23 protein-coding genes and 2 tRNA genes are annotated in these 24852 nt (G+C 55.7%); 14 read left to right on the top strand and 11 right to left on the bottom strand.

Annotation, left to right across the window (positions count from 1 at the left end):
• Positions 1-63: 63 nt before the first annotated feature.
• Both KP699_RS05225 and KP699_RS05220 read right to left on the bottom strand, forming a co-directional pair.
• Complete coding sequence (locus KP699_RS05225) at positions 64-2562, bottom strand: phosphocholine-specific phospholipase C (protein WP_215761858.1); 2499 nt, start codon at positions 2560-2562, stop codon at positions 64-66.
• Positions 2563-2721: 159 nt separating this feature from the next.
• Complete coding sequence (locus tag KP699_RS05220) at positions 2722-5307, bottom strand: TonB-dependent receptor (protein WP_252346824.1); 2586 nt, start codon at positions 5305-5307, stop codon at positions 2722-2724.
• On the opposite strand from KP699_RS05220, the gene KP699_RS05215 reads away from it, so the two are divergent.
• Positions 5263-5484, top strand: coding sequence for a hypothetical protein (locus tag KP699_RS05215; RefSeq protein WP_215761856.1), 222 nt, complete (start codon positions 5263-5265; stop codon positions 5482-5484). The two genes, KP699_RS05220 and KP699_RS05215, sit on opposite strands and share 45 nt — an antisense overlap.
• 218 nt (positions 5485-5702) lie before the next feature.
• Here the strand turns inward: KP699_RS05215 and KP699_RS05210 are convergent, their stop codons facing one another.
• The 6 genes from KP699_RS05210 to KP699_RS05185 all read right to left on the bottom strand — a co-directional run bounded on the left by KP699_RS05210 (position 5703) and on the right by KP699_RS05185 (position 9463).
• Entirely contained in the window at positions 5703-6605 is a 903-nt protein-coding gene (locus tag KP699_RS05210) for a DUF4880 domain-containing protein (RefSeq protein WP_215761855.1), read from the bottom strand.
• Positions 6583-7143, bottom strand: coding sequence for an RNA polymerase sigma factor (locus tag KP699_RS05205; RefSeq protein ID WP_077931180.1), 561 nt, complete (start codon positions 7141-7143; stop codon positions 6583-6585). The genes KP699_RS05210 and KP699_RS05205 overlap by 23 nt, the downstream gene beginning before the upstream one ends.
• Before the next feature lie 443 nt (positions 7144-7586).
• Positions 7587-7677 (bottom strand) — tRNA-Ser (locus tag KP699_RS05200).
• A 65-nt stretch (positions 7678-7742) separates the two neighbouring features.
• Entirely contained in the window at positions 7743-8408 is a 666-nt protein-coding gene (locus KP699_RS05195; RefSeq protein ID WP_215761854.1) for a phosphoribosylanthranilate isomerase, read from the bottom strand.
• A 1-nt stretch (position 8409) separates the two neighbouring features.
• Entirely contained in the window at positions 8410-9114 is a 705-nt protein-coding gene (pyrF, locus tag KP699_RS05190) for an orotidine-5'-phosphate decarboxylase (RefSeq protein WP_215761853.1), read from the bottom strand.
• Position 9115: 1 nt separating this feature from the next.
• Entirely contained in the window at positions 9116-9463 is a 348-nt protein-coding gene (locus KP699_RS05185; RefSeq protein WP_025826083.1) for a lipopolysaccharide assembly protein LapA domain-containing protein, read from the bottom strand.
• Positions 9464-9712: 249 nt separating this feature from the next.
• On the opposite strand from KP699_RS05185, the gene KP699_RS05180 reads away from it, so the two are divergent.
• The 12 genes from KP699_RS05180 to KP699_RS05125 all read left to right on the top strand — a co-directional run bounded on the left by KP699_RS05180 (position 9713) and on the right by KP699_RS05125 (position 20343).
• Positions 9713-10216, top strand: a complete 504-nt coding sequence (locus tag KP699_RS05180) for a protein-export chaperone SecB (RefSeq protein ID WP_025826081.1) — start codon at positions 9713-9715, stop codon at positions 10214-10216.
• A 46-nt stretch (positions 10217-10262) separates the two neighbouring features.
• Positions 10263-10925, top strand: coding sequence for a glycosyl transferase (locus KP699_RS05175; protein ID WP_212356022.1), 663 nt, complete (start codon positions 10263-10265; stop codon positions 10923-10925).
• Positions 10926-11018: 93 nt separating this feature from the next.
• On the top strand, positions 11019-12416 hold the full coding sequence (locus KP699_RS05170; protein ID WP_215761852.1) for a dipeptidase: 1398 nt from the start codon (positions 11019-11021) through the stop codon (positions 12414-12416).
• A 26-nt stretch (positions 12417-12442) separates the two neighbouring features.
• Positions 12443-13414 carry a 4-hydroxythreonine-4-phosphate dehydrogenase PdxA gene (pdxA, locus tag KP699_RS05165; RefSeq protein ID WP_215761927.1) on the top strand — a complete coding sequence of 324 codons (972 nt, stop codon included), beginning with the start codon at positions 12443-12445 and terminating at the stop codon, positions 13412-13414.
• Positions 13411-14145 (top strand): pyridoxine 5'-phosphate synthase, encoded by a 735-nt coding sequence (locus KP699_RS05160; protein ID WP_215761851.1) that lies wholly within the window; start codon positions 13411-13413, stop codon positions 14143-14145. Before pdxA ends, KP699_RS05160 begins: the two co-directional genes overlap by 4 nt.
• 37 nt (positions 14146-14182) lie before the next feature.
• Positions 14183-14539, top strand: coding sequence for a hypothetical protein (locus tag KP699_RS05155; RefSeq protein WP_215761850.1), 357 nt, complete (start codon positions 14183-14185; stop codon positions 14537-14539).
• Positions 14539-15705, top strand: coding sequence for an anhydro-N-acetylmuramic acid kinase (locus tag KP699_RS05150; RefSeq protein WP_215761926.1), 1167 nt, complete (start codon positions 14539-14541; stop codon positions 15703-15705). Before KP699_RS05155 ends, KP699_RS05150 begins: the two co-directional genes overlap by 1 nt.
• An 89-nt stretch (positions 15706-15794) precedes the next feature.
• Positions 15795-16274 (top strand): hypothetical protein, encoded by a 480-nt coding sequence (locus KP699_RS05145; protein ID WP_252346807.1) that lies wholly within the window; start codon positions 15795-15797, stop codon positions 16272-16274.
• A 239-nt stretch (positions 16275-16513) separates the two neighbouring features.
• Positions 16514-16693, top strand: a complete 180-nt coding sequence (locus KP699_RS05140) for a DUF3311 domain-containing protein (protein ID WP_025826067.1) — start codon at positions 16514-16516, stop codon at positions 16691-16693.
• Positions 16690-18165, top strand: a complete 1476-nt coding sequence (locus KP699_RS05135; RefSeq protein WP_215761848.1) for a sodium:solute symporter — start codon at positions 16690-16692, stop codon at positions 18163-18165. Before KP699_RS05140 ends, KP699_RS05135 begins: the two co-directional genes overlap by 4 nt.
• A 186-nt stretch (positions 18166-18351) precedes the next feature.
• Positions 18352-19050: a DNA oxidative demethylase AlkB gene (gene alkB / locus KP699_RS05130; RefSeq protein WP_374196885.1), complete on the top strand. Its 699-nt coding sequence runs from the start codon at positions 18352-18354 to the stop codon at positions 19048-19050.
• A gap of 117 nt (positions 19051-19167) precedes the next feature.
• Positions 19168-20343 carry a serine hydrolase gene (locus KP699_RS05125; protein ID WP_215761847.1) on the top strand — a complete coding sequence of 392 codons (1176 nt, stop codon included), beginning with the start codon at positions 19168-19170 and terminating at the stop codon, positions 20341-20343.
• 29 nt (positions 20344-20372) lie between these two features.
• Here KP699_RS05125 and KP699_RS05120 read toward each other — a convergent pair whose 3' ends face one another.
• The 3 genes from KP699_RS05120 to KP699_RS05110 form a co-directional block, all read right to left on the bottom strand.
• Positions 20373-21020: a YceI family protein gene (locus KP699_RS05120; protein ID WP_215761846.1), complete on the bottom strand. Its 648-nt coding sequence runs from the start codon at positions 21018-21020 to the stop codon at positions 20373-20375.
• Positions 21021-21170: 150 nt separating this feature from the next.
• On the bottom strand, positions 21171-21533 hold the full coding sequence (locus KP699_RS05115; protein ID WP_215761845.1) for a helix-turn-helix domain-containing protein: 363 nt from the start codon (positions 21531-21533) through the stop codon (positions 21171-21173).
• Between the two features lie 429 nt (positions 21534-21962).
• A complete protein-coding gene (locus KP699_RS05110) occupies positions 21963-24362 on the bottom strand; it encodes a TonB-dependent receptor (RefSeq protein WP_252346806.1) in 2400 nt (799 codons plus the stop codon).
• Between the two features lie 206 nt (positions 24363-24568).
• Between KP699_RS05110 and KP699_RS05105 the strand changes: the two genes are divergently transcribed.
• Positions 24569-24644 (top strand) — tRNA-Glu (locus KP699_RS05105).
• Positions 24645-24852: the final 208 nt, after the last annotated feature.

Below are 24852 nucleotides of genomic sequence, written 5' to 3'. Positions count from 1 at the left end.
CTTTTCCTGACAAGCTACAAAAATCAGAGACCTTCCCTTCCCCTAAAAGGCGTACCTTAACGCTTAGAGATTCTGCCCTGATCCCATAGCCCTGTCTGTTTTCCCCGGCCGTGTCGTTTCAACGCGACCCGCCAGATGATACAGAAAGTCTTCTTCGTTCCGGGCGGAAAGCGTAATATCATACCACATGGCCTCTTTCGTCAGATCAAACGGAACTACGCACGTTTTCCCCGGAGAAAGCCGGATGGTTCTGGTTATTTCCTCGCCTTTCAAAGCGCAGACCAGATCAATCGTTTCCGTTCCATAATTGTGCAGAAATAAAACAAGGTCCTGCTTCTTCCCGACAAGATAACGGCATGCGACGTCTATCTTCGCCCCATCCTGCCGCCCCTTGTAGCGACGATAAAAACCATTGGGGGCATGCACGTCTACATCGTACCGACCGTGCGCGAAGGATGCCATCTCAAAGGAGGCATCCAGAGTGTCGCCAGCTGCCAGAGCATAAGTCCCTGCCTGCATGGCACTCATTTCCGGGCTGGTATGGCAATAGATATTAAAGGGCAGACCGGCAGCGCGCTGGCCGTATAAATCCGCACCGGCCTTCAGACGCAGCATGATGTGGCGTCCATCCGGGCTGACACCTCCATCGCAATACGGTTCATAAGGCAGCGCGCAGGCAGGCCGGTGCCCCGGCTCTTGCCAGAGTGCCTGACGAAGCCTGTCGGGATTATCCCGTAGCATTACACTTTCATCTGTACTCAGCGCATGAAAACCGCTCGGCATGGGGCGATCTTTCGCGTCTTCAATCATATGCAGATGATCATCACGATTCAGATAGGGCAAAGAAGGCGCCACCCCATCAAATGTACGGAAACAGGATGTCAGATCACCGCTGATAGCGCGCCTCCAGGGTGAAATATTAGTCTCTTTCACATTTTTCCCGAACTTCTCCTGCACAAAAACTTCGAGAAAACGCAGTGTCGATGTATGCTCAAACAACTGCGAATTCACCCATCCGCCACGGCTCCAGGGAGACGCAATAACCATCGGTACCCGAAAGCCAAGACCAATCGGGCCGCTCCGTGCCAGATGCTTTGGCACACCCCGCGCAATTTCATCCTCTACCGTTGTATATTCCAGTCCGTCCGGTCCAATTTTTGCTGAAGACCGGCCCGTTTCCGGGCGGGCAGGATCTGGTGCTGTATAAGAACAACCGTGGTCAAAATACCCATCATTTTCATCATATGATATAATGAAAATCGTCTTTTTCCAGACTTCAGGATTATCCGTCAGAATATCCATCACTTCCGAAACATACCATGCTCCGTACCAAGGAGACGTTGGATGGTCAGAAAAATGCTCCGGCGCGGATAGCCATGAAACAACGGGGAGCGTGCCGCCTTTCACATCCTGACGGAACTGATGCAGAATATCCCCTTTAGGAGCCTTCATACTGATGGGCTTTTCACCATCCTGAAAATGCAGTTGCTCCAGTGTCCGATAATTTTTGTCAGCCTTATTGGTTACAAAGGCTTTTTCAAACAGCGCACGTTCTTCAGCCGTCAGTTTCTCTCTTTTTTCAGCGGACTGCGCCTTACGCCGCGTCAAAACATCAAGCAGCGTCTGTGCCTCAACCCGTTTTTCCGCAAGTGTTTCCGAAACGAGCATTTCCCGGCTATTCAGGCGGTCAAGATGGTTGCGGCAATCACTGATGCGGGCGTCAAGCCATTCCTGAAAGCCCGGATTGGCAGAGACCACATACTGGTCAAAACATTCCAGAACATTTGTCCCGAAATTACTGAGCCAGCCTCGCTCTGCCTCGCTCATCCCCCCGGTCTGGGTCAGTTCATTCTGATAATATTTCCAGGAAACACCTGCCTGTTCAAGCCGTTCCGGAAATGTGCCCCACGTCATACCACCTTCAAGAATCTCGCCATTGCGCATGTAAACACCAGAGGACTGATCCTGCCGGTCCCTCACCGTTCCTGTCATGAACAACAGGCGGTTAGGTGTCGTGCTCGTCATGGCCCCACAATAATTCTGGTCACAGACGGTAAAGGCATCGGCAAGCGCGTAATAAAACGGTAAATCTTCGCGGGTATAATAGCCCATCGTCAAAGGATAACGATCATATCCTTTATGATGCGATTTTTTGGCATCAATCCATCTGTCATGCCCGCCGCCGTTCCATGCATCCACCTGACTGTCACGGGAATGCGGGATAGACCCCATCCACGTTACCCGTGTATCGCGAATATTCAGTCTCCACGGCAGATAAGTCTCGCCAGACTGGCTGGACTGCATAAACACCGGGTTGCCGTTAGGCTGACGGAGTGCCCTTGGATCATTAAATCCGCGTACGCCCTGCAATGTTCCAAAAACATGATCAAATGATCTGTTTTCCTGCATTAAAATAACAACATGCTCGGCATCTTTCCATGTGGAGCCAACCTCTGGAGCGATGGCAAAAGCCCGCCGAACAGAGTCCGGCAAGATCGCGCCAGAACCAGAGGCGGCCCCAGTGAAGAGTGCGTATTTCAGAAAATCTCTGCGTGTTGTCATGGACGGAAAGTCTTATCCAGTTGATAGGAAGCATTGTAGAGAATGGGCGCACAGAATGCTGCAAAGACTTCGCGCTGCGCTTTGAGGCTCATGACAAAGCAGAGGGAAAAACACGTCCCTCTCTCTGACATCTGTGCCTGATACGGCTGGCGTGCCCAGCTAGTTCACGACAACCTCAAAATAGATGCTTCTTCCGTAATAATCTTTTTCGCTAATCTGCTGGAGCCTGTCGCCCATCCGATACGTTCTGTGTGCCCCGACAAGGTTATACACCTCATACTTGAAACGGATATTGTCAGTAATATCGTGCCATGCTCCCAGATCAAGGCTGGCGAGTTCACCATAGCCTGAGTTCTGCCAGGGGTTGGCTGCAGGGTCAGTCAGATATTTGGGCGTATAGGAGAAGGTTGCACGGATCGCACCGCGCACCTGCGGTATATGCCATGTTACAGCACTGTTAAAAATATAGTTTGGCTGATCAGGCAGTTGATGCAGTTTGTACGTGCCTTCGGATGCGGTATAATTCATCCGTCCGCGCATCCATGTCCCGTTGGCGGATACGTCAAAACTCCAGTTCCATGGTCCTTTTATCTTCCGGTCAATAACGGAGACTTCAACACCCATAAGAGAGGATTTGTTGGCATTAAGGGGTTCAGTCACCTGTGTCTTCACGCCATCAAGAATTTGGTAGTCACTTAACGTATAAATATCGTCCTTAATCATCTTATCAAAATACGCGACGCTAAAGACCCCGCGTCCATGATCAAAATATTTATCAAGAGAAACATCAAAATTGTTTGCACGACGCGGCCGCAAGTTCGGGTTCCCTCGGGACAAAGTGCATTCGGCTCCGTTTTTTGCATCATCGCTACAGTTAATTTTCTGCGCCTGAGCAATATCATTAGGACGCGGGCGACCGACACTTTCACTCCATGCCGCATGCAGGATAAAATTCTTTGGGAATTCATGCATAAATGTCACGGATGGAAGAGGATTCAGATACCCCCCATTATTTTTACTAATTTCACCAGATGCGGTGCCCGATTCAATTTGAGGCGTATAAGCCGAGAAACTGACACCATCAGCTCTCACGCCAGCAATGAGTTGCGAATGCTGCCACTTGTAATGCAGGGACAGATAACCGTCGAGCAGCTGTTCTTTATACCGGTAAAATGAACTCAGCGTGTCATTATTGCTTGTGGCAACGTCGAGCTTTTGCTTGTCCCATGGAAAATTTGTTATATTGATCCATGGCAGAGTGTAAAACGTACCGGGAGGCCTGAAACTGGGCGTAAACATATAGGGGGTTGCATCGCCACCGGCCACATAGTCGCGGTAATTCATCTGATCAGTGACATTCAGAGTGCGCCATTCAAACCCTGTCGCAAATCCAAAGCCGTGAGAATCAGAATTCAGATTACGTGTATAATCAAGGCGGACGTTAGTAACCCCTTCCCGCGCATCATCATCATATTGCTGAATCTGGCTTAAATTATACTTCATTCCCATCATGCTCTTCAGATCACTCACGTTCGAGAGTGTCGCGAAATTATCTTTATAGAGATAATCACCATAGATCGGAGCAAGACCCTGCTTTTTAGGGTAGGCATATGCCGTCAGGCGTGGCTGGTAATTTTCATATTCTTCCCACGTATAACCAACCCGCAGTTTGAGAGCGGAAACTGCGTCGTGCCAGCCCAGATTACCCAGCACACCGTTGCTGTTTGTCTGCCAGCGATCCTGCCTTACATAGCTTGCAGAACGATACAGCAATTCACGCCCACTGGTGGCGGTCTGATTCCAGACCTGAGGATTATCCATCAAAAGATAGGTATGATCCATTAAGGAATTTTCCCATCTTTCGTAGCTGTATCCCATCAAGGACGCCGTAAAACCTGAATTAACGGGTTTCCACTCTGCACGGGCAGAGCCACCCAGATTGGTAATTGCGTTTGAATAATTGCCGTCTTCAATATCTGCCGGGGCTGTCAGCCCGTTCCAGCCTTGTGAGCGGTCCGGAACATTATTGCTTTCACCGCCAACAGGCTTTCCTTTATCATCGTAATAATAATTACTGTCCTGCCATTTTTTATAGGAATTTCGGATACGTTTTTGATATCGGAAAGACGCAATAATTCCGAATTCTTTATTTTCCCCAAAACGATCAGCGATCACGGCTTTTGCACCCTGCGCCAGATGCGGAGAAAGGCCCGGAACTTTATTAGCACCCACCGCCCCACGATATGTGGAATAAACGCCATACGCATCCAGATATTTATAAAAACCCTTATAATCAAAAGCGCTTCTTGGCATCATATCGATAACGGCGCCAATAGCCCCGCCATCCTGCTCTGCTGTAAAGGTTTTGTAAATATTGTCTTCTCCGGTCAGCTCACCCGGAATATTCTGTAAATTGACGCGCCGTGTTCCCCCGCCATTATCGCCAATTGTCGCCAGAGTAATGCCATCAAGCGTTGTCTGATTCAGATCCGGCGAAATACCGCGTACACTGATATAGCGCGGCTGATCACCATCCTGAATACCAGCTACACCGGGCAGGAGAACAAGCAGGTCAGCCACAGAGGATGCGCCACCGCCAAGGCTGGACGTATCATCATAAGACGTGCTGTCCACCACCCCGGCAAAGCTGCGCTTGGTGTGAAGCTGGTTTCTGTGCCCCTGAACAGTCAGATTTGTGTCATGGCTGTTTGCAGTTTTCAGCTTATGGTCTTTTTCCGTGCGCAACGTAATAAAGTTGGGGTTGGATGCATCAATGATGAATCCCGTCTGACCAAGCAGTTTATGGAGAGCTTTAAAGGCATCCATTTTTCCGTGCAGGGGCACAGACTGGAACGAATCTCCGACTTTTCCATCAAACGCAACATGCAGGCCCGACTGCTGACTAAATACCATAAGGGCTGACGTCAGCTTTTGGGCAGGAATTGAAAAAGACAGCTTATGATCCGCGGCGGCCGAAACGCTGGAAATAAAAGCAGAAGATGAAATGAGAGAGAGACAAAAGCACGAACGGCCTAGAAAAGACATTTTGCAACCTTGTGTGATAGATGCATCTGCCTTCCATGAGTCTTCAACTCAATTTTCCCGCCACTTTTTCTTATTACAGTTATAAGACAATGTTTTTATTCCAGATAAATATGCTGCCCATCTTCATGTATTTTTCCGCCCAGAACCGTTTTGACCGCAAGGGCAAACACATCCGGCCTGTTCAGATCAAACATGCCTGAAAGCCGGTAATCCGCCAGCCGAAAAGACGGTACAAGCTGCTTCTGGTTGTAGCGGTTAAAAATATCAGAGGCCTCAGATATTGTTTGCGTATCCAGAGAGACCTGACCTTTTGTCCATGCGCTCAGACGGGCAAGCGCCTCCGCATCCAGATAACTGAAGTGAAGTTGCCCCGCCGCAGTGCGCGTAATCTGCTCTCCAGCCGATAAGGTTTTATATTCGGACGGATGCTGCCCCTTTAAGGAGGCGTGCCCGTCCATCACAAGACCGATTTCGTAATTTGCGTCTTTGTACATCAGCAGGCTGCCGTTTATAACAAATCGCAGCCTGCTCGTTTTAACAGTCCGCTGAGATCCCGCCACCAGACAGCGCCCGTAGACTATCCTTGTTAACTCGGAATAGTCATCCACATGGCTATAGCAGTCCAGAATAAGCTGCTTTTCCGGCGTTTGACGGCAATGCAGGATGTTCTTGAGGGTTGTATATTGTGTGCGTGCCTCGCCCGTTTTGCTTGCGATCACAAACAGACCAACGGATGCCGCGACCGCTGAACCCAAAAAGGCACGACGCGAGGAAGGACGCGGCACATGGGCCACCTGTGCCGGATAAGGCGCGTGTAAAGCCCTGGCCTTATTTGTCGCCTGCCATACAGCCTGAGCCCGTAAAAACGCGCCCTTATGCCGGATATCCGCACTGACCCACCGGTTTAAGGCATCCTGTTCTTCCTGCGTCAGCGCGCTGCGATCAATCCGGGCCATCCATTGCGCGGCAACATAATCAGGAGAATCTTCTGTTGCCACGTGTCGGTCCTGTCGTCTTACGTTGAGGCATATCTCGTTGCCCGTAGGATTTGGCAATGAGTGCTAAAGCGCGCGCCAACTGTTTTTCCACGCTATTTTCAGAGAGACCCAGTTCCCTGGCACACTGTTTCTGCGGGCTTCCGTTTATTTTCCTGCAAATAAACACTTTCCGGCATGTCTCGGGAAGATTCTGAATAATCTGGTCAAGAAACTGTAATTCTGCTCTTGCATCAAGCGTTTCTTCGATTGATGGCGTCTGATCAGCCAGCGTATCATTTAAAATATCCGCAATGGCTGTAACGCTGACAATCTGGGCCTTCCTGTAATGTTTTAAAACAAGATTACGGCAAATTGTATGGAAGTAGCCAATAGGATTAAAAACTCTGCTAATATCGGCCTCAGAGATAACAACATATCCTTCCTGAATAATATCGTCGGCTTCAATATCAGGAAAACGGGCAAGCCATGCCCTTACCAGATGCTCATGTGGAACGATATGCTTCGCGAGCCAATAGCTCCGCTCCTGATCCGCCAGCATTGCCCTGCTCCGCCTTCAACACGGCGGCTATTTAACAGCTCACTATTTTTTTGTTTGTTAAAGAAATATGACAGACCCTGGTGACCCCAAAGCCTTCGCAGAGTGCATGGAACCGCTATAAAGTGTTGTCTACGAACTGATGCGTTATGACTTATCGCGGCATCATTTTCCGCAGCCCTGAAATCTACTGCGCGTTCGTAGCCCCCAAAGAGGCCACCCATTCCGGCTTTTACTGTCTGGTAAGAGAAGCATGCACCACCTCGGGCAATTCTGCGCTACCATCCGCCCGAAAGCTTCAAGAGCATTTGGATGCGCGCAGTTTTTTACGCCGCGCGTTTATAGCTACATCACGGGTATGGAATGTTGCACCTGTATCGACACAAGCCCCACTAACGGAGCTACCTACAGACTGCTTTGAACAAATTTTATGGGAAATTAAAATCTGGCGGAGAGACAGGGATTCGAACCCTGGGTACGCTATTAACGTACACACGCTTTCCAAGCGTGCGCCTTAAGCCACTCGGCCATCTCTCCGGCGCGGGTGTGGTAATAGCAAGTTTGACGGATCAGGCAAGAGGGAAAACGACCGTTTTTCTGCTTCAGGCAGAAAAAGTGACGGATCGGGCATTCCGGATGAAGCGGGCAATCGCCTCCGGGCTTTTGAGGCCGGGAGCACTTTCCACGCCGGAGGAAACATCCACAGCCGGAGCGCCGGTTATCGTCACAGCCTGCCCGACATTCTCCGGGTTCAGCCCCCCTGCCAGCATCCACGGAAAAGACGGTTTCCAGCCCTGCATCAGGCTCCAGTCCAGTTGCTGCGCATTCCCTCCGGGGCGTGTGGCACTGGCTGGTGGCTTTGGTTCTATCAGAAGGCGTTCTACCCCCGCAGGACAGGCTGAAGGTAAATCAGGCCGGGCTGAGACAGGCTGAGACAGCCAGACAGGCACCCCAAACCGTGAAGAGACGTCCGACGCCCGTTCAAACGAGGCGTAAATCTGTAAAACATCGAGAGAGACGCCATCCAGCACACGCCCCAGCGTCTCATCATCGGGATGTACAAAAAGCCCCACACGAGCCGGCCCACCCGCATGACGGCCCGACAGACTCCGGGCCTGCGCCGGGGTAACGCACCGGGGTGAGCGGTCAAAAAAAACAAACCCGACCCAGTCCGCACCATGCTCCACGCAGGCATCAAACCCAGCACCCTCTGTCAGCCCGCAGATTTTTACACCCGTATGGGCGGCGGGGACGGGCTGATGGGTCACGTTAAGCGGCCAGTTCTGCCGCAATGGCTGCGGCCGCGGCTGCCGGGTCTGCGGCCTGGGTGATGGGCCGCCCCACCACAATCCAGTCGGCCCCGGCCTGACTGGCCTGCCGCGGCGTCATGATCCGTTTCTGGTCCCCGGCCTGACTACCGGCAGGGCGAATCCCCGGTGTGACCAGAAGAGGCGCATTCCCCAGCGTATCCCGCAGGGGAGCAAGTTCATGCGCGGAGCACACCAGCCCGTCGATACCAGCCTGCATAGCCAGCTTGCCAAGGCGCAGCACCTGCGCACGCGCGCCATCCATCACCCCGGTTTCCGCCAGAGCGTGATCATCCAGACTGGTCAGCACGGTCACGGCCAGCAGCGCAGGGCGTGCATCCGCCGGGAAAGCCTGATCACAGGCTTTGCGGGCCGCTTCCATCATCGCCAGACCGCCAGACGCATGCAGGGTCAGCATTTTAGGCCGCAGGCTGGAGAGAGACTGAATGGCTGCTGCCACCGTGTTGGGAATATCGTGCAGCTTGAGGTCCAGAAACAGCGGCGTTGCCCCCGCAACGTCCGCAACGGCCTGAAACCCTGCGGCATACGCAAATTCGAGGCCCAGCTTCACCGCGCCTGCTGAGGGGGCCACAGCCTGTGCCCATGCCTGCGCCGTCGCTGCATTTTGTGTGTCGAGTGCCGCAATCAGGCCTGTCTTGCGCGTCATGTCAGATACGATCGTCCTGCACGGGAGAAGAAGAATGGACAGCCACTGACGGTGCCGGAACAACGGGCTGCTGCACTATGGCGGAGGCCGCCTGCACCTGCGCGAGTTGTGCTTCCAGCTCCTTAATCCGTTGTTCTGCCCTGCGCGCACGGCGGCGCTGCACCAGCTCAGCAGCCCAGAGGCAGAACGCGCCCATAATAAAGGCAACTGCCGCAACACTCAGCGCCAGCACACCCGCTGAACATTTCCAGCTATAGGTGAGCAGCCACATATCCAGCGGGTCCTGATTACTGGCGCTGAAAATGACAAGAGCCAGCAGAAAGGGGATAACAACAGTGAGTCTGATCATGGATACCTCGTAGCCTTCCGGGGTAAGGAGAGCAAGAAAACAGATTGAAGAAAGACGCAAAAGCAGGTGGCCCCACTTCCCGCAGGATTTCTGTTAAACTCTGAGCGCTGAAGACCGTTCACACTGCTCTCTTAACAAACTGCCCCCTCGCACAGGCGGGACTAATCTGTTACTGCTCGCCTAACTTTGCCGCATTTCTTATTTAACGCGCAGACATTGAAAATTTGCCGACAGGAGCCTCCGGACACCATGGCCGATCAGACTAATTTTACGACAGATTCAATTGGCGGCGCAGCAAGTGCCGCAGGCAGACCCGGCGTTCTGATGGGAATCCAGTACGTTAAATCCGTCACATTTCAGGTCGCCGGTGCGCCCGCAGTGTTTGCGCGGGCTCAGGAACGGCCCCAGATTGCCATTATGGTCGATGTTCGCGCCAATCAGATTGGCGAAAACATGCCTAATTTTGAAGTTGAACTGGTCATGCAGTGTCAGGGCCAGACGGCCCCCGGCCCGAATGGGGAGGAACCGGTGCGTTTGTTTGAAACGACGCTGGTTTATGCAGGGATTTTTACGCTCAACCACTCCACGGCGGAAACTTTTGAGCCGCTCCTGCTGGTTGAAGCCCCCCGCATGCTGTTCCCCGGTGCGCGCAACCTGCTGACAACGCTGAGCCGTGAAGCCGGCTTCCTGCCGATTGTTGTCCAGCAGATCGACTTTGGAGAACTCTGGCGAAGCCGCCGCGCGCAGGGCTGATCAACACCAGTGCCCCTCTTCTCCCACCTGAAGAAAGCCTGATGCCATGACGTCATTCCAGTTACCTCCTCTCTGGAAAGCCTTTGATCCGGACTGGTACCGGGAGGAATATAAAACTGTTCTGGGAGACGTCCGCGCGCTCCCGGATGCGCAGCTTCAGGCCTGGTATGAGGATCAGGGCGCTTTTTCCGGCCACTCGCCCAACCGCTATTTTGATGAAGAATGGTACCGGCGGAACTGCTCGGAAGCACTGGCCGAAATTGTGGACGGCCAGTATCGCTCCGGCTTTGAGCATTACTGCCAGAAGGGATTTAAGACGCAGTCCCCGCATTATCTGTTTTCGGAACGGTATTATACCGCCAGTGCAGCGGATATGAGTCTGGCAAACCTTGAGAAAAACGGGTTTGCCAACGGCTATGACCATTTTCTGCGCTCAGGAGACAAGGAGCATCGGTCGGGGCATCTGTTTTTCAACCCGGACGTGTATCTCCGCAACCGGCCAGAAAACCCGGAGCTTGCTGCCCTTTCACCTTTTATCCATCTGCTCCACGCCAGCAAAAGCATGCCGGATACCGTGCAGCTTTCCCGCCATTTTGACCCGGCATGGTACCGCGTGACGCACCCGCAGGCCGTACAGGCAGTCGAATACGGATATACGCCTAACCTGCTGTATCAATTTCTGGCCGATTTCACCCCCGACGGTTTCTGACCTTTCCTCTGCTTCCAAATCGTGTGATTGCATGAGCACTACAGGCCGCAGCGCCTGCCATGTTTGACGCCAAACGACGCAGAGGATAACAAAATGACCGAACAGGCCGCTCTTGATCTGGCAGATAAGGGGCTGGATGACAGCCTGAAACGTCTTTTTGACCTGCTGCGTATTCCCAGCATTTCCACCCAGCCCGACCACGCACCCGACTGCCGCAAGGCCGCGGAATGGCTGGTCGCGGAACTGCGTGAGATTGGTTTTGACGCCAGCACACGGGAAACACCCGGCCACCCGATGGTTGTGGCCCACGCCAGAGGGCCGGAAGGCGCACCGCATGTGCTGTTCTATGGCCATTATGACGTACAGCCGGTGGACCCGCTGAATTTATGGACCTCTGCCCCCTTTGAGCCTGTGCTAGTGAAAGGCCCCACAGGTGAGATGGAAATTACCGCGCGCGGTGCGGCGGATGACAAAGGGCAGGTCATGACCTTTGTGGAAGCCTGCCGCGCCCTGCGCGCTGCGGATGGCGCACTCCCGCTGAGTGTCACCATGCTGATTGAAGGCGAGGAAGAATCTGGCGGTGTAAACCTGCTGCCCTTCCTGAAAGCCAACCGGGATGAGCTGAAAGCCGATGTGGCGCTGATCTGCGATACCGGGATGCTGGGCCGGGGCATGCCTGCCATCACCACCATGCTGCGCGGCATGGTGGGCGAGGAGGTGACTATTACCTGCGCGAATCGTGACCTCCACTCAGGCATGTATGGCAATGCCGCCCGCAACCCGATCCAGCTTCTGTGCGATATCCTTTCTGACCTGCGGGATGGCGCGACAGGCCGGGTGACGTTGCAGGGATTTTATGAGGGCGTGCCCGTTATCCCGGAAGAAACCCGTGCCCTGTGGCGGAAAATTGGCCCGAGTGATGAAGACGGTCTTGCCCCTGTTGGCCTGAGCCTGCCTGCGGGCGAGATTGGCTACACTGCCCTTGAGCAGACATGGTCCCGCCCCAGCTGCGAGATTAACGGCATTAGCGGTGGGTATGAGGAGAAGGGCTTCAAGACTGTTCTGCCCTCAAAAGCCATGGCGAAAGTCTCTTTCCGTCTGGTTGGCAAGCAGGACCCGGACGCCATTCGCGCAGCCTTCCGCGCCCACGTGGAAACCCGCCTGCCCGCGGACTGCACGGCAGAATTTACGGCGCATGGCGGTTCCAGAGCCAGCATTGTCCCGGCCGATATGCCTTTCCTCCCGCCAGCACTGAAAGCGCTGGAAGAAGAATGGCAGCATCCGGCGGCTGTTATCGGGTGTGGCGGCTCCATCCCCGTTGTAACGGAAGTGCAGGAAGCTCTGGGGATGGACTCCCTGCTGATCGGCTTCGGGCTGGAGGATGACCGCGTACATTCCCCTAATGAAAAGTATGATCTCTCCTGCTTCCATAAAGGCATGCGTTCATGGATCCGGGTGCTCTATGCGCTGGCGGCCCGGACCGCTCCCTGAGATCACCCTTTGAGGATATGACCAACATGCTGGTGCTGACACAGGGTGACCCGGCTGGCATAGGCCCCGAAATTACCGTGAAGGCCTGGCAGGCCCTGCGGGAAAACGGGCCGGCCTTTGTGTTTTTGGGCGACCCGTCGCTTCTGGAAACAGCGGCCCCCGTGCGCATCGTGAGCAACGTGCGGGAAGCCGGAAGCCTCTTTCGGGATGCCATCCCGGTGCTACCTCTCTCTCTGGCGGTATCCGCCGCCCCCGGCACACCGGACAGCCGGAATGCAGGCAGCGTAATTGACAGCATTACGCAGGCGGTACGCCTTGTGCAGGCCGGGGAAGGCTCTGCGGTCGTGACCAACCCGATCAGCAAGGACGTGGTGAAGCAGGCCGGTTTTACGCACCCCGGCCACACGGGATATCTGGCGGAACTCTGCGGGGTGCCCGGTCAGGATGTGATGATGCTGGCAGGCCCGTCCCTCCGGGTTGTGCCGGTGACAGTGCATGTCGCGCTGCGTACGGCCATCGAACAGCTCACCCCGGAGCTGATCATCCGCACAGCCCGCACAACCGTACAGGGGCTGAAACGTGATTTTGGGCTGACAAGCCCGCGCGTGGCTGTAGCAGGCCTGAACCCCCATGCGGGAGAAGGCGGCCTGATGGGGCGGGAAGAGTTGGACTGCATTATTCCGGCCATCCGCGCCCTGCAGGCGGACGGCATGACCATTTTCGGCCCCCTGCCCCCTGACACCATGTTCACGCCGGATGCGCGGGCCCGCTATGACGTGGCGCTCTGCATGTATCATGATCAGGGCCTGATCCCGCTCAAGACGCTGGATATGGCAGAGGGCGTGAATATCACGCTGGGTCTGCCCATTATCCGCACCTCTCCCGACCACGGCACAGCGTTTGATATTGCCGGAACCGGCAAGGCAGACCCCGGCAGCCTGCTGGCAGCCCTCAGACTGGCCGCACAACTGACCGAAAACCGAAGGAAGGCCTCATGACACGCACTCCCCGCCCCCTCATTCGGCTTGGCGTGAATATTGACCACGTTGCGACCGTCAGAAACGCCCGTGGCGGCACACATCCGGACCCGGTTGCCGCAGCGCTGCTGGCCGTACAGTCCGGAGCGGACGGCATTACAGCCCATTTGCGGGAAGACCGCCGTCACATCCGCGATGCCGACCTCCAGCGCCTGCGCACAGACATCAAAGCCCCGCTTAATATGGAAATGGCTGCGACGGATGAGATGGTCTCTCTCGCCACCACGCTCCTGCCCCATGCCTGCTGCATTGTGCCGGAACGCCGGGAAGAGCTGACAACGGAAGGCGGGCTGGACGTTGCCGGGCAACTGGCCTCCTTAAAACCCCGTGTGCAGGCGCTTGTGGAAAAAGGTATTCGTGTTTCCCTGTTTATTGACCCTGACCCTGCCCAGATTGACGCCGCCGTTGCTGCGGGCGCGCAGGTGGTGGAACTGCACACCGGAGCCTATGCGGAAGGCCGCGCGGGAGAACTGGACCGCCTGCGCGCTGCCGCAACACACGCCGCCGCAAAAGGGCTGGAAGTACATGCCGGGCATGGCCTGACTTATGAGAATGTCGGCCCGATTGCGGCCCTCCCCGAGATCATGGAACTAAATATCGGGCACTTCCTGATCGGGCAGGCGATTTTTGACGGCCTGCCCACCGTGATCCAGACCATGAAGCGCCATATCCACGCCGCTTCAGCCCGCTAAACCCCACCCGCGCAGACCGCACCAGAACAGGACAGACATGGAACAAACGCCCGGCACACCTAAAGGACTGATGGCGGCTGTCATCGGGATGGGACTTCTGATTGTGGTGGGCACGGTCGCGCTGGTGGGCGTTATCATCCACCGTATGGGGAGCCATACACCTCCGTCCGGCACAGCGATCGCGGCTCGGGTGGTTCCGTTACAGGATGCCGCTGCCCCGCCGGTTCTGCCTGCCGGAACACGCCTGATCAGCATGGCCCGCGTGCAGGACGGGCTGATGGCTCTGCACATTGCGGATAACGGACAGGACCGTATTCTGCTCTGGCAGGTTGGGACGAATCATCTGATCCCCGGCGTGGAAGGCGCGGTCCATCCGGCAGGAGCCGCACCGTGATGCAGCCTCAGTCGCCAGAACACGCGCCCGTGGCCACAGACGCTGCACAGGATGCCTCACCTCACGCTCCGCTGACGGCCATTGGCCTGATGAGCGGCACCTCGCTGGACGGAGTAGATGCCGCCCTGATCACAACGGACGGGATCAGAGTGTTTGACCACGGCCCGTCTCTGACAGTGCCGTATGACGCCTCTCTCCGGGCCAGAATCCGCGCCATTCTGGACCGGGCAGCCACCCTTTCCCCTGATGATGCCGATCTGCTGGAGGCGGAACAGGCTTTGACGGATGTGCACACACAGGCCGTGCAGGCCGTCCGCGCGCAGGCTGGAGAGCGGCAGATTGATGTCATTGGCCTGCACGGACAGACCATTCTGCATGCGCCGGGCCGCACATGGCAGATTGGCAATGCCAGCCGCCTTTCCGCCGCAACAGATCTGCCCGTCGTGCATGATTTCCGGACTGCCGATGTGCTGGCAGGCGGAGAAGGCGCGCCGCTGGCCCCCCTCTACCATGCGGCCCTGCTGCATGGGCACAGCACACCCGCCGCTGTGCTGAATATCGGGGGTGTTGCCAACCTGACCCTCATGACGCGCACGGGCGACGTTCTGGCGTGTGACACCGGGCCGGGCAATGCTCTGCTGGATGACTGGATGTTCCGCCACACTGGTCAGCCCTGTGATTTTGACGGAGCCTGCGCAGCAAAGGGCATGGTCGATACCGCTCTCCTGTCCACCCTCATGGCCCATGCGTTCTTCCGTAAACCACCTCCGAAATCACTTGACCGGCTGAGCTTCCATCAGGCGCTGGAACTGGTCTCCCGCCTGAGCGTTGAGGACGGCGCGGCAACGCTCACCGCCTTTACGGCTGCGGCTATTGCCCGTACCCCCCTGCCGGAAGAACCGCTCCACTGGTTTGTCTGCGGAGGGGGGCGCCGCAACCCAACGCTAATGCGCATGCTGGCGGACCATGTCCCCGGCACAGTGCAGCCGGTGGAGGCTCTGGGCTGGGACGGGGATGCGCTGGAGGCTGAATGTTTCGGATTTCTGGCCGTAAGGAGCCTGCGCGGTCTGCCGCTCTCTCTGCCTGCCACCACCGGCGTCCCTTACCCCATGCCCGGTGGACGGCTGACCTGTGGCGGCATCAGCCCCGCGGGCCGCAGATTATAAGACACTCTCTTTTGCCAGAACCAGCGGAGTGATTGATCTTCCGGTTCTGGCAAGGCACCATGCGCCCCGCATGCAAGAAGGACCTGATCATGAAACGTGCCCTTATTCTTTGCCTCGGCCTGCAAAGCCTGTGTCTGCTCCCCTCTTTCAGCGCGGCACAGGCGCAGACGGTGGTTGATGGCAGCGACAAGAATGCAAGCCCGTTTGTAAAATCCACTCTGGCCATGCTGAACAAGCGCTTTGCGGAAGACAAACCGCATTTCAGAAAAATCAGCACCCATACCTCTGGGGACAAACAGATTGTATGCGGGGAAATCAGCCTGCATGGCACCAAGGTTCCGGCGGCGGAAACCTTCATGCCGTTTGGCGCCACACAGGGGGAAGAAAACCCGCTGGTGTATGAAGCCCATACCATCCCCGCCGCACTGGACTTCCGGGAAGTCAACACATGGATCAACCATGGCGCGGATCTGGAAGATCTGGAAGAAATGGGCTGCGTGCCCGAAGGCAGCTACCGCCAGTACAGTGACCACCTCAATACTGTGTTACAACACAGAAAAACCAACTGATTTTCTTACCTGTGCCTGCAGGACCTTTCAGGCCATGCGCCTGAAAGGTCCCATCACAAATGCGCCAGCCACGGCTTTGTGTTATGACAAGTCTGGCAAAAATGCTGCTATCCAGCAGGAAAAACACAATTCAGACAGCAATCGCCTTCAACTCCCCGTCAGGCGATTGACACCCGTGCAGCCACATGCATGACTGATCCGGTCCAAAATAAAAAATAACAAACTCCGGTCGTCTTAACATGAAAATCCTGAATCTGCTGCTCCTGCTGCCCTTTCTGGGGTTGCTCTGGACGCCCCTGTACGACCGCTATACGCCCGTACTGTTCGGCTTCCCCTTTTTCTACTGGTACCAGCTTGCCTGGGTGCCGGTAACCTCCGTCCTTATCTGGATTGTCTGGAAAAAGGGGCATGACGCATGAACGGCATTAACCCGTGGGCGCTCGGCGTCTTTATTCTCTTCTTTGCGGCAACCATCATCATCGGCAGTTCCATCCAGTGGCTGCGCGGGCTGTTTGGCGGCGGGAAAAGTGCCACCGTCTCCTCTGACGAGGAATGGTCGCTCGGCGGCCGCCAGTTTGGCGCGTGGGTCACATGGTTTCTGGTCGGGGGCGATTTCTATACCGCCTATACCGTCATCGCCGTGCCAGCACTGGTCTATGCGGCAGGTGGCTACGGCTTCTTTGCGCTCCCCTACACCATCATCGTCTATCCGTTTATTTTCCTTGTCATGCCGCGCCTGTGGAAGCTGGCGCATGCCGGTGGCCATTCCACCGCGGCAGATCTTGTCCGCGCCCGCTTTAACAGCCGCGGGCTGGAAATTGTGGTCGCCCTTACCGGGCTGATCGCCGTGATGCCGTATATTGCGCTCCAGCTCGTTGGAATTCGTACAGTCATTCAGGCGCTTGGCCTGCCGGGAGATATCCCGCTGGTTATCGCCTTTGTCTCACTGGCGGCCTACACATGGCTGGGCGGGCTGCATGCTCCGGCGCTGACAGCCTTTATTAAAGACATCATGATCTACATCGCCGTGCTGGTGGCTGTTACGGTCATTCCCCTGCATATGGGGGGATATTCCGCGCTGTTTGCCGGGGCTGACACAACGCAGCCGGTCCTGCATGCCGGTCAGGGTCTGCCGTATGCCACGCTGGCGCTTTCTTCCGCGCTGGCAGCGTTCCTGTATCCGCATACGCTCACCGGGATTCTGGCAGCAAAATCGGCGGATACCATCCGCCAGAACGCTGTGTTCCTGCCCATCTATACTGTTGTGCTGGGGCTGATTGCCATGCTGGGGCTGATGGCGCACACCGCAGGAATCAAGACAGATAACGCCACCATGGTCGTGCCTCTGCTGTTCCAGCAGATTTTCCCGGCATGGTTCAGCGGCTTCTGCTTTGCCGCCATTGCCGTGGGCGCTCTGGTTCCGGCCGCCGTCATGGCCATCGGGGCCGCAAACCTTGTGACCAGCAACCTGCTGCCTCCGCAGAAGAACCCCGTCCGCACCAGCCGCATTACGGCTCTGGCTGTCAAAGTCGGCGCTCTGTTCTGCGTGCTGTTCCTGAATGCAAAATTCGCGATTGATTTCCAGCTCCTGGGCGGGGTGATCATTCTGCAAACCTTCCCGGCGCTTGTCCTTGGTCTGCTGCGCATCCGCTTTTCAGCAACTGCCATGCTGGCTGGCTGGGCTGTCGGCGGGATTTTCGGCCTCGGACTGTGCTGGATGGACGGGCTGAAGCCCATCCACATGGTCACACTTGGCCCGCTCTCCGGCATGGTCTCAACCGGGCTGCTGTCCCTTATTGTGAATCTGGTTGTGGTCGGGCTCGTGACTCTCGTCAAACCCGCCGCCGAACTTCCGGCTCTCACAGAGGCTGGTCAGGCTGACCGCGCATAAAACCCCAAAGCTGCGTGCTGATTAACCTTCAGCAACAGCCCCCGCGCCCATCATCAGACCCCGCCGCGACATGTCCGTCGCGGCGGGGKTTTCCATTTCTGCGCTGATAATTTTGATTGCTCCGCCGCGTCTGCCTGGGCACCCTGCCTTCTCACTCAGCCCTCTCCCCCTGCCAGAAGGACCGTCATGCCGGACCGCACGCCGCCTCTGTTTTCAACGGGTTCCGGACAGATGGACCTCGGACTGGCAGACACTCGGCCAAAGCGGGTCACCCTCAGCCCCGGTGCCACCCTGTTGCGGGGGGGCGCACTTGAAAACGCAGAAGCGCTATGGCGCGCCCTCGCCCCGATCCTCCGCGCAGCACCCCTCCGCCACATGCTGACACCCGGCGGGCGGCAAATGTCTGTCGCCATGACCAGTTGTGGCACATGGGGATGGGTCACGGATCAGGCAGGGTATCGGTATACCCACACGGCCCCCACAACACAGGCGCTCTGGCCGCCCATGCCAGACCTTCTTTTTCACCTCGCCCGCCGGAGTGCCGCCACAGCGGGTTTTGAAGGATTTCAGCCCAATGCCTGCCTGATCAACCGGTATGAAGCCGGAACCCGTATGACGGCGCATCAGGATAAGGATGAAGGCGATATTACACAGCCGATTGTCTCTGTCTCACTGGGGCTTCCCATCCTGTTTCTGTGGGGCGGTCTCCAGCGGACCACGCGCCCGCACTCCATCCTGCTGGAACATGGGGATGTTCTGGTCTGGGGCGGCAAAGCCCGGCTGCATTATCACGGCGTCAAACCGCTGGAACAAGGCGTGCATCCGCTGACCGGCCCGACCCGTTTTAATCTGACATTCCGTTTCGTCGCCCCTGCCGGGCGGTAAAGCGTTTTCTACTTTCTTCAATAACGGTCCAAAGGTTCCATCACGCTGGCGCAACAAGAGGTTTCCTCTTACACTTCCATCACTTTCCGCCAGCCTCCTGATTCCGGACTTTTCCCCATGCCGTCTTCCTCCCGCTTCTCCCGCCGTATGGTTCTGCAAAACGGCGCACTGTCCGCAGGTCTCGGCCTGCTCGGCGCACATGTGGCAAAAGCCCAAATTACAGCGGAGAACCGCTTTGCCGCGCTGGATCAGATTTTCCAGAAGGCCGTGCAGGAGGGCAAAACGCCCGGTGCCGTCGCGGCCGTCGGTCAGGCAGGCAATACGGTATGGAAAGACGTATTTGGCCATCGTGCTCTGGTGCCGCGGCAGGAACCGATGACGTGGGCAACCCTGTTCGACATGGCTTCTCTGACCAAGGTGCTGATTACAGCGCCTGCCATCATGCAGCTTTATGAACGCGGCTTTGTCAGACTGGATGCGCCGGTCAGCACGTATCTTCCGGCCTTTGCCACCAACGGGAAGCAGGCCATTACGGTGCGCCTGCTGCTCACGCATTATTCCGGGCTCGCCCCGGATCTTGATCTGTCTACACCATGGCATGGCAAGGAGGCTGCTGTTCAGCGCGTAATGGATGCCCGCCCGGCACACCCGCCCGGGGAACAGTTTGTCTATAGCGATATCAACTTCATTACCCTCGGCCTGATTGTTGAAAAACTTTCAGGTCTTCCACTGGATATTTACGCGACCCGGAATATTCTCCAGCCCCTCGGGCTTTCCCGCACCTTTTTCCTGCCAGACAGCGCCCTGCATGACAGCATTGCCCCCACCCAGTATGACGAACAAAACCAGATGCTCCGTGGCGTGGTGCATGACCCGACAACCCGCCGGATGGATGGTGTAGCAGGCCATGCCGGGCTGTTCTCCTGCGCGGATGATATGCTGACTTACGCCCATGCCCTGCTGGCACGCCGGGCTGGCCTGCCCTCAGCGTTTCCCTTGCGCCCGGAAACACTTGTGCTGATGTCCACCCCCCAGCAACCTGCCGGAAAGTCTGATCTGCGCGGACTGGGGTGGGATATTGCAACACATTATTCCTCCCCACGCGGAGAGCACTTCCCGGCGAGTTCCTTCGGCCATACCGGCTTTACCGGCACATCACTTTGGCTGGTGCCGGAGAAAGAAACATTTGTTCTGATTCTGACAAACCGGGTTCACCCGGACGGGAAAGGAAACGTCATCGCCTTGCGCAAAGACATCGCAACCGCAGCAGCGCTTGCCCTGCAAGCCGGATAGGCATCCCGGCGGCAAATCAGAGCATTTATTTACTCGTCCTGTCCTGCGCGACCTTTTTCAAAAACACCTGTCAGAGTGAGTTTGACATCATCACCCACGGCTGTCATCGCGCTTCTCATACCAAACGCGCTCCGCTGGATGGTGCCCCGCGCTTCAAACCCGACCGTATAGGCCTGATCCAGCGGATTTGTCCCGGCCCCGACAAAATGAACATGCAGCGTCACGGGCCGTGTCACACCATGTAATGTCAGACGCCCGGAGACGCTGGCCTGTGATGGCCCTTCCGAGACAATCTGCGTCGAAACAAATTCGGCATCGGGGTATTTCCGGGCATCCAGCCAGTCCTCCCCCCAAAGAGCTTCAGTCACGGACCCGGCTGTTGTCATCAAAGACTGCACGGGCAACCGTAACGCCACATGGGACAGTTCAGGGTGAGCGGAATCCAGCAAAAGGGAGCCAGACACTCCGGAAAACATGCCGTGATAGTGGCTGAAACTCAGGCAGGTCACGGAAAACACAACCTGCGTGCGCAGGCCATCAACATGATACACGCCCTTTTCCACCACCGGGGCTTCCGCCATAACAGGTGTCATGTCTGACGCATGCACAGCCTCAACGGCGCTCAGCCTCGACACGGACACCAACCCAGCCAGCAGAAAAAAGGCGGCACGCTTCATTGTGCTCTCCCTGTCCCAATCACTCCTTTAACTGATCTTTAAGTGATTGAGACAGGTGAGAGTTCCCGCGCAGACCCGGACCCTACCCCTGTAACGCACGCTCACTTTCTGAATATTCTGTTATCAAACCCCGGTAACCCGAGAGAGACTTCAGAAGTCCTCTTCGCTTTTGCGCAACATTCTGACCTGTCTTTCCATCCATTTCTGGGCAGAAACCTTACGGGATGGGTCAAGCATGCGGTACAGGCGGACAATATCATACTCATCTGGAGACACAGTCAGAGCAATATCTTCCTGCACATAGCCTGTCAGGAAAATGTCCGGCTCGACGCCAAACAGCGCCGCAAGTTTCGGGATATGCTTTCTCGCACTGCCTTCCCGCCCGGTTTCCCAAAACGCGATGGCCGGGCGTGATACGCCCAGAGCATCCGCCACCTGCTGCTGGGTCAACCCGGCTGCCTTACGCAGAATTTTCATCCTCTGGCCCAGATCGGCACCGGGAGAGACAATCATCTGGTCCTCTGTGTGACTTGCATGATTTTCAGGCTGATCAGATAGACCGGGTATGTTCTGCCTCGGTTTTACCATTTCCACGCTCTCCCTAACATCCGATACCGGCTTTCGTATACAGATGCGGCTTTTAGCGTGCCCTAAGCCTGTTTACAATTTAAGACTGAATTCCAGCCACGTAACATGGCAGAGGCGCGTAGAGCCCGTACACCCAACATCGCTTCAACATGTGGTCAGGCTGACAGATTTTTGCAACAGCCTCTCAAGACAAAATCCTCCATCACCCGTTGATGACGAGTCATGGAGGATTGTGCGTTTTCGAGAGTCTTCTCAAATTATAAAGGCTTTAAGAAAACTGCCTCGGGGCAAAATGCCTGAAAGTCAGAAAATATTTTACCTATCATAGTAAAATATTTTCTGACGTTTGCAGTTTTAGAAGCTTTGCGTAATGCCGGTCAGGATCGTGCGGCGCAGGCCGTATTGCGGTGCGCCAACCCCAATCCCGCTACCATCACGCAGCAGATAGGTGCGGTCAAACAGGTTGGTAACATCCAGCCTGATCTGCGTGTTACCAAGGAAAGAATGGCCAAACAGATTTTTGAAGGTCTGCACAGCCGCAAAGTTGAAGGTTGCATATTGCGGCACAACCGCTCCGTTCGGCACATCACCATCTGCACGCAGACCGCTGCCATAAACCATCGTGGCGGAAACGCGCAGCGGATGCCAGCTTCTGTGGAAGAAGCTGTAAGCCGCACCGGCCGATGCTGTCCAGCGCTGGTCATGATCCAGATGAATCCAGCGGTGTCGGATATAGTCCAGATCATCCTGCCCAAAGTTAAACTGCGCACTGGTAATATCCTTACCAATAGCGCGGGACCACGAGAAGTTCCCGTAAAGAGACAACGGACCTTTGTCGTATGAGGTGCTGACCTCGTAACCGTTCACCTGCCCCTTGCGATAGTTAAAACCGCTGAGCACGATCGGCGCACCAAACTGGCCTTCATCAATCAGATTATTCGCCAGCTTGTAATAGGCATCAAAGGATACACGCCAACCCGGCAGGATCTGCTGCTGAATACCCGCGTCAAAATAGTGATCGCGCTCAGCCTTAACTGTTGAATTCTGCATAACTTCGGATGCAGAACTTGTATTTGCAAATTTATACAGTGCGGAGCTGCTGACCACCTCAAACGGCGGTGGCGTGAAATAGCGGGAATAGCCTGCATGCAGTGTCGCCCCTTTCCAGGGCTTCCATACGACATTCAGGCGCGGACTCACCTGCTTTTCACTGGTATATTCACTCACACCGTCAAAACGCAGGCCGTAATTGACTGTAAGGTTCCGCAAAGGCGTCCATTCATCCTGTGCATACAGGCCATATACCGTGCCTGTCTTGCCACTCCCGTCATAAACCTTGATCGGAGTAGGATCAAACGTCGGGTTACCGTCCTCATCCACACCATTCGCGCCAAACACGGTTGAATCCGTCTTGGAAATCGTGCGTTCAACAAAAACCTGAAAGCCAAAGCGTACTGTATGATCTTTTGCAGCATGCCATGTCACGTCATGCTGCGTCCCCGTGGAGAAAACGGAGCGTGCAGCGCGCTGGGCAATACCGTTATAAACCAGATCCCCCAGTTCATCCGGCGAATAACGCAGGCTGCTGTAGCGGGTAAACACAGAACTTTGCAGGCTGAACGACCCAATTTCTTTCTGCAATGCCAGAATAGCAAAATCTGTGATCTGCTTCTGGCGTTCGTTCAGGCTTGCGCTGTCCACGCTACCGTTCAGCTTCTGCGCCAGATCACTCCCGGCGTAAGACGGTTCAGAAAACTGGGTCTGCTGGCCTGGGTTATTCGGAAGCTGGTATTCAGCATTGGAAACACCCGCAATAAAGCTGATACGGGTATTTTCATCGGCTGTGTACCGCAGATGCCCGAGGAAGTGATACTGGTTACTCAGATCATGAACGGCGTTAAAGGATCTGGTTGTATTTTCAATACCCACGCGATCATGCACAAAATCGGCCGTCGCGAAGTAATCCCATTTACCCTTATGGCCGCCATACTGGAGTGATGGCAGGAAATAGTCCCGCGCACCGCCGTAAACAGACGCGATGCCGCCAGAATTCGTCGTGCCATTTTTGGTCGTGATATCAACAACGGCTGCCTGCAAAAATCCGAATTCACTCGGGAGAGCGCCCGTTGTCAGAGACATGCTGTCAGCAAAACGCGTCATCAGCGCCTGCCCGAACACGTTCAGACCTTCCGGAAGCTGCACGCCATCCAGCCGGAACTGCACTTCATTGTGGTCTCCACGCACATGGATCTGGCCGTAACTATCCTGCGCCACACCGGGAGCCTGTAACAGAACCTGATTAAGCGGGGCATTATCCCCACCTGGAATGGTCTCCAGTGCCTGTCGGTCGAAACGATAAACTGTGGCCCCTGTGTCCGGCTGAAGCTCTGATCTTGCCCTGTCCAGATGCGCGGTAACCGTCACCCGTTCCGGCGTGCTGGCCAGACCGGGCTGAATGGAAACGGCCTCCTGCCCCACAGGTCTGCCGCGACCGGTATCCAGAGCGTGCGCCGTGCGCGTGGATGTGGATGTGGATGTGGATGTGGATGTGGATGTGGATGTGGATGTGGATGTTTGTACCGCTTTTTTCTCGCCAGCAGTTTTTTTCTTACTTGTCGGCTGAACTGTCTGCGCGGCCTGAACTGTGCCTGTAGACGCATTCTGAGCCTGTGCATTTTCTATACAGAACAGAAATCCGGCTGTTGTGCAGACAGTTGAGCATGCCAGCAAAAAAGAAAGACGAGATACCAGCATCAGAGAGTGACCCTTAAGGTTTTGGAAACGATCTGATCAGGGTCTTATACGTTATGATATAACGTATCAACGTAATTTCTACCAGCTATGTCTAATCCTTTACCTTCCAACTTCCACTGTTACCTGCAAAGCACACCTGGCTCTCCCGCTACTTCTCCGCTTGTGTCCGGCACAATTTTCTCGTAGTAATCCGCCCATCCCTCTATGTCCCGTTCGTCTAGAGGCCTAGGACACTGCCCTCTCACGGCGGCAACACGGGTTCGAATCCCGTACGGGACGCCAATCTTTCCAATGACTTAGAGTTTTGGTCGCGGAATGATTGACTGCTTTTGGGCCCACCTTGGGCCCATCGCCAAAAAAAAGACGATAAGCACATGGTCCCAATGGGCCCATGAAAAGGCTATGCTGGGCCCAAGCGAGGCTCACCATGAAAGATCGAATCACTTCTGCTAAAATTGATCCGGCGACAGGCCGTCCGCTCCCGGCCGGA

This window comes from Acetobacter sp. P1H12_c (assembly GCF_018811975.1).
Classification (GTDB): Bacteria; Pseudomonadota; Alphaproteobacteria; order Acetobacterales; family Acetobacteraceae; genus Acetobacter; species Acetobacter persici.
This window is presented reverse-complemented; position numbering and strand designations above follow the sequence as displayed.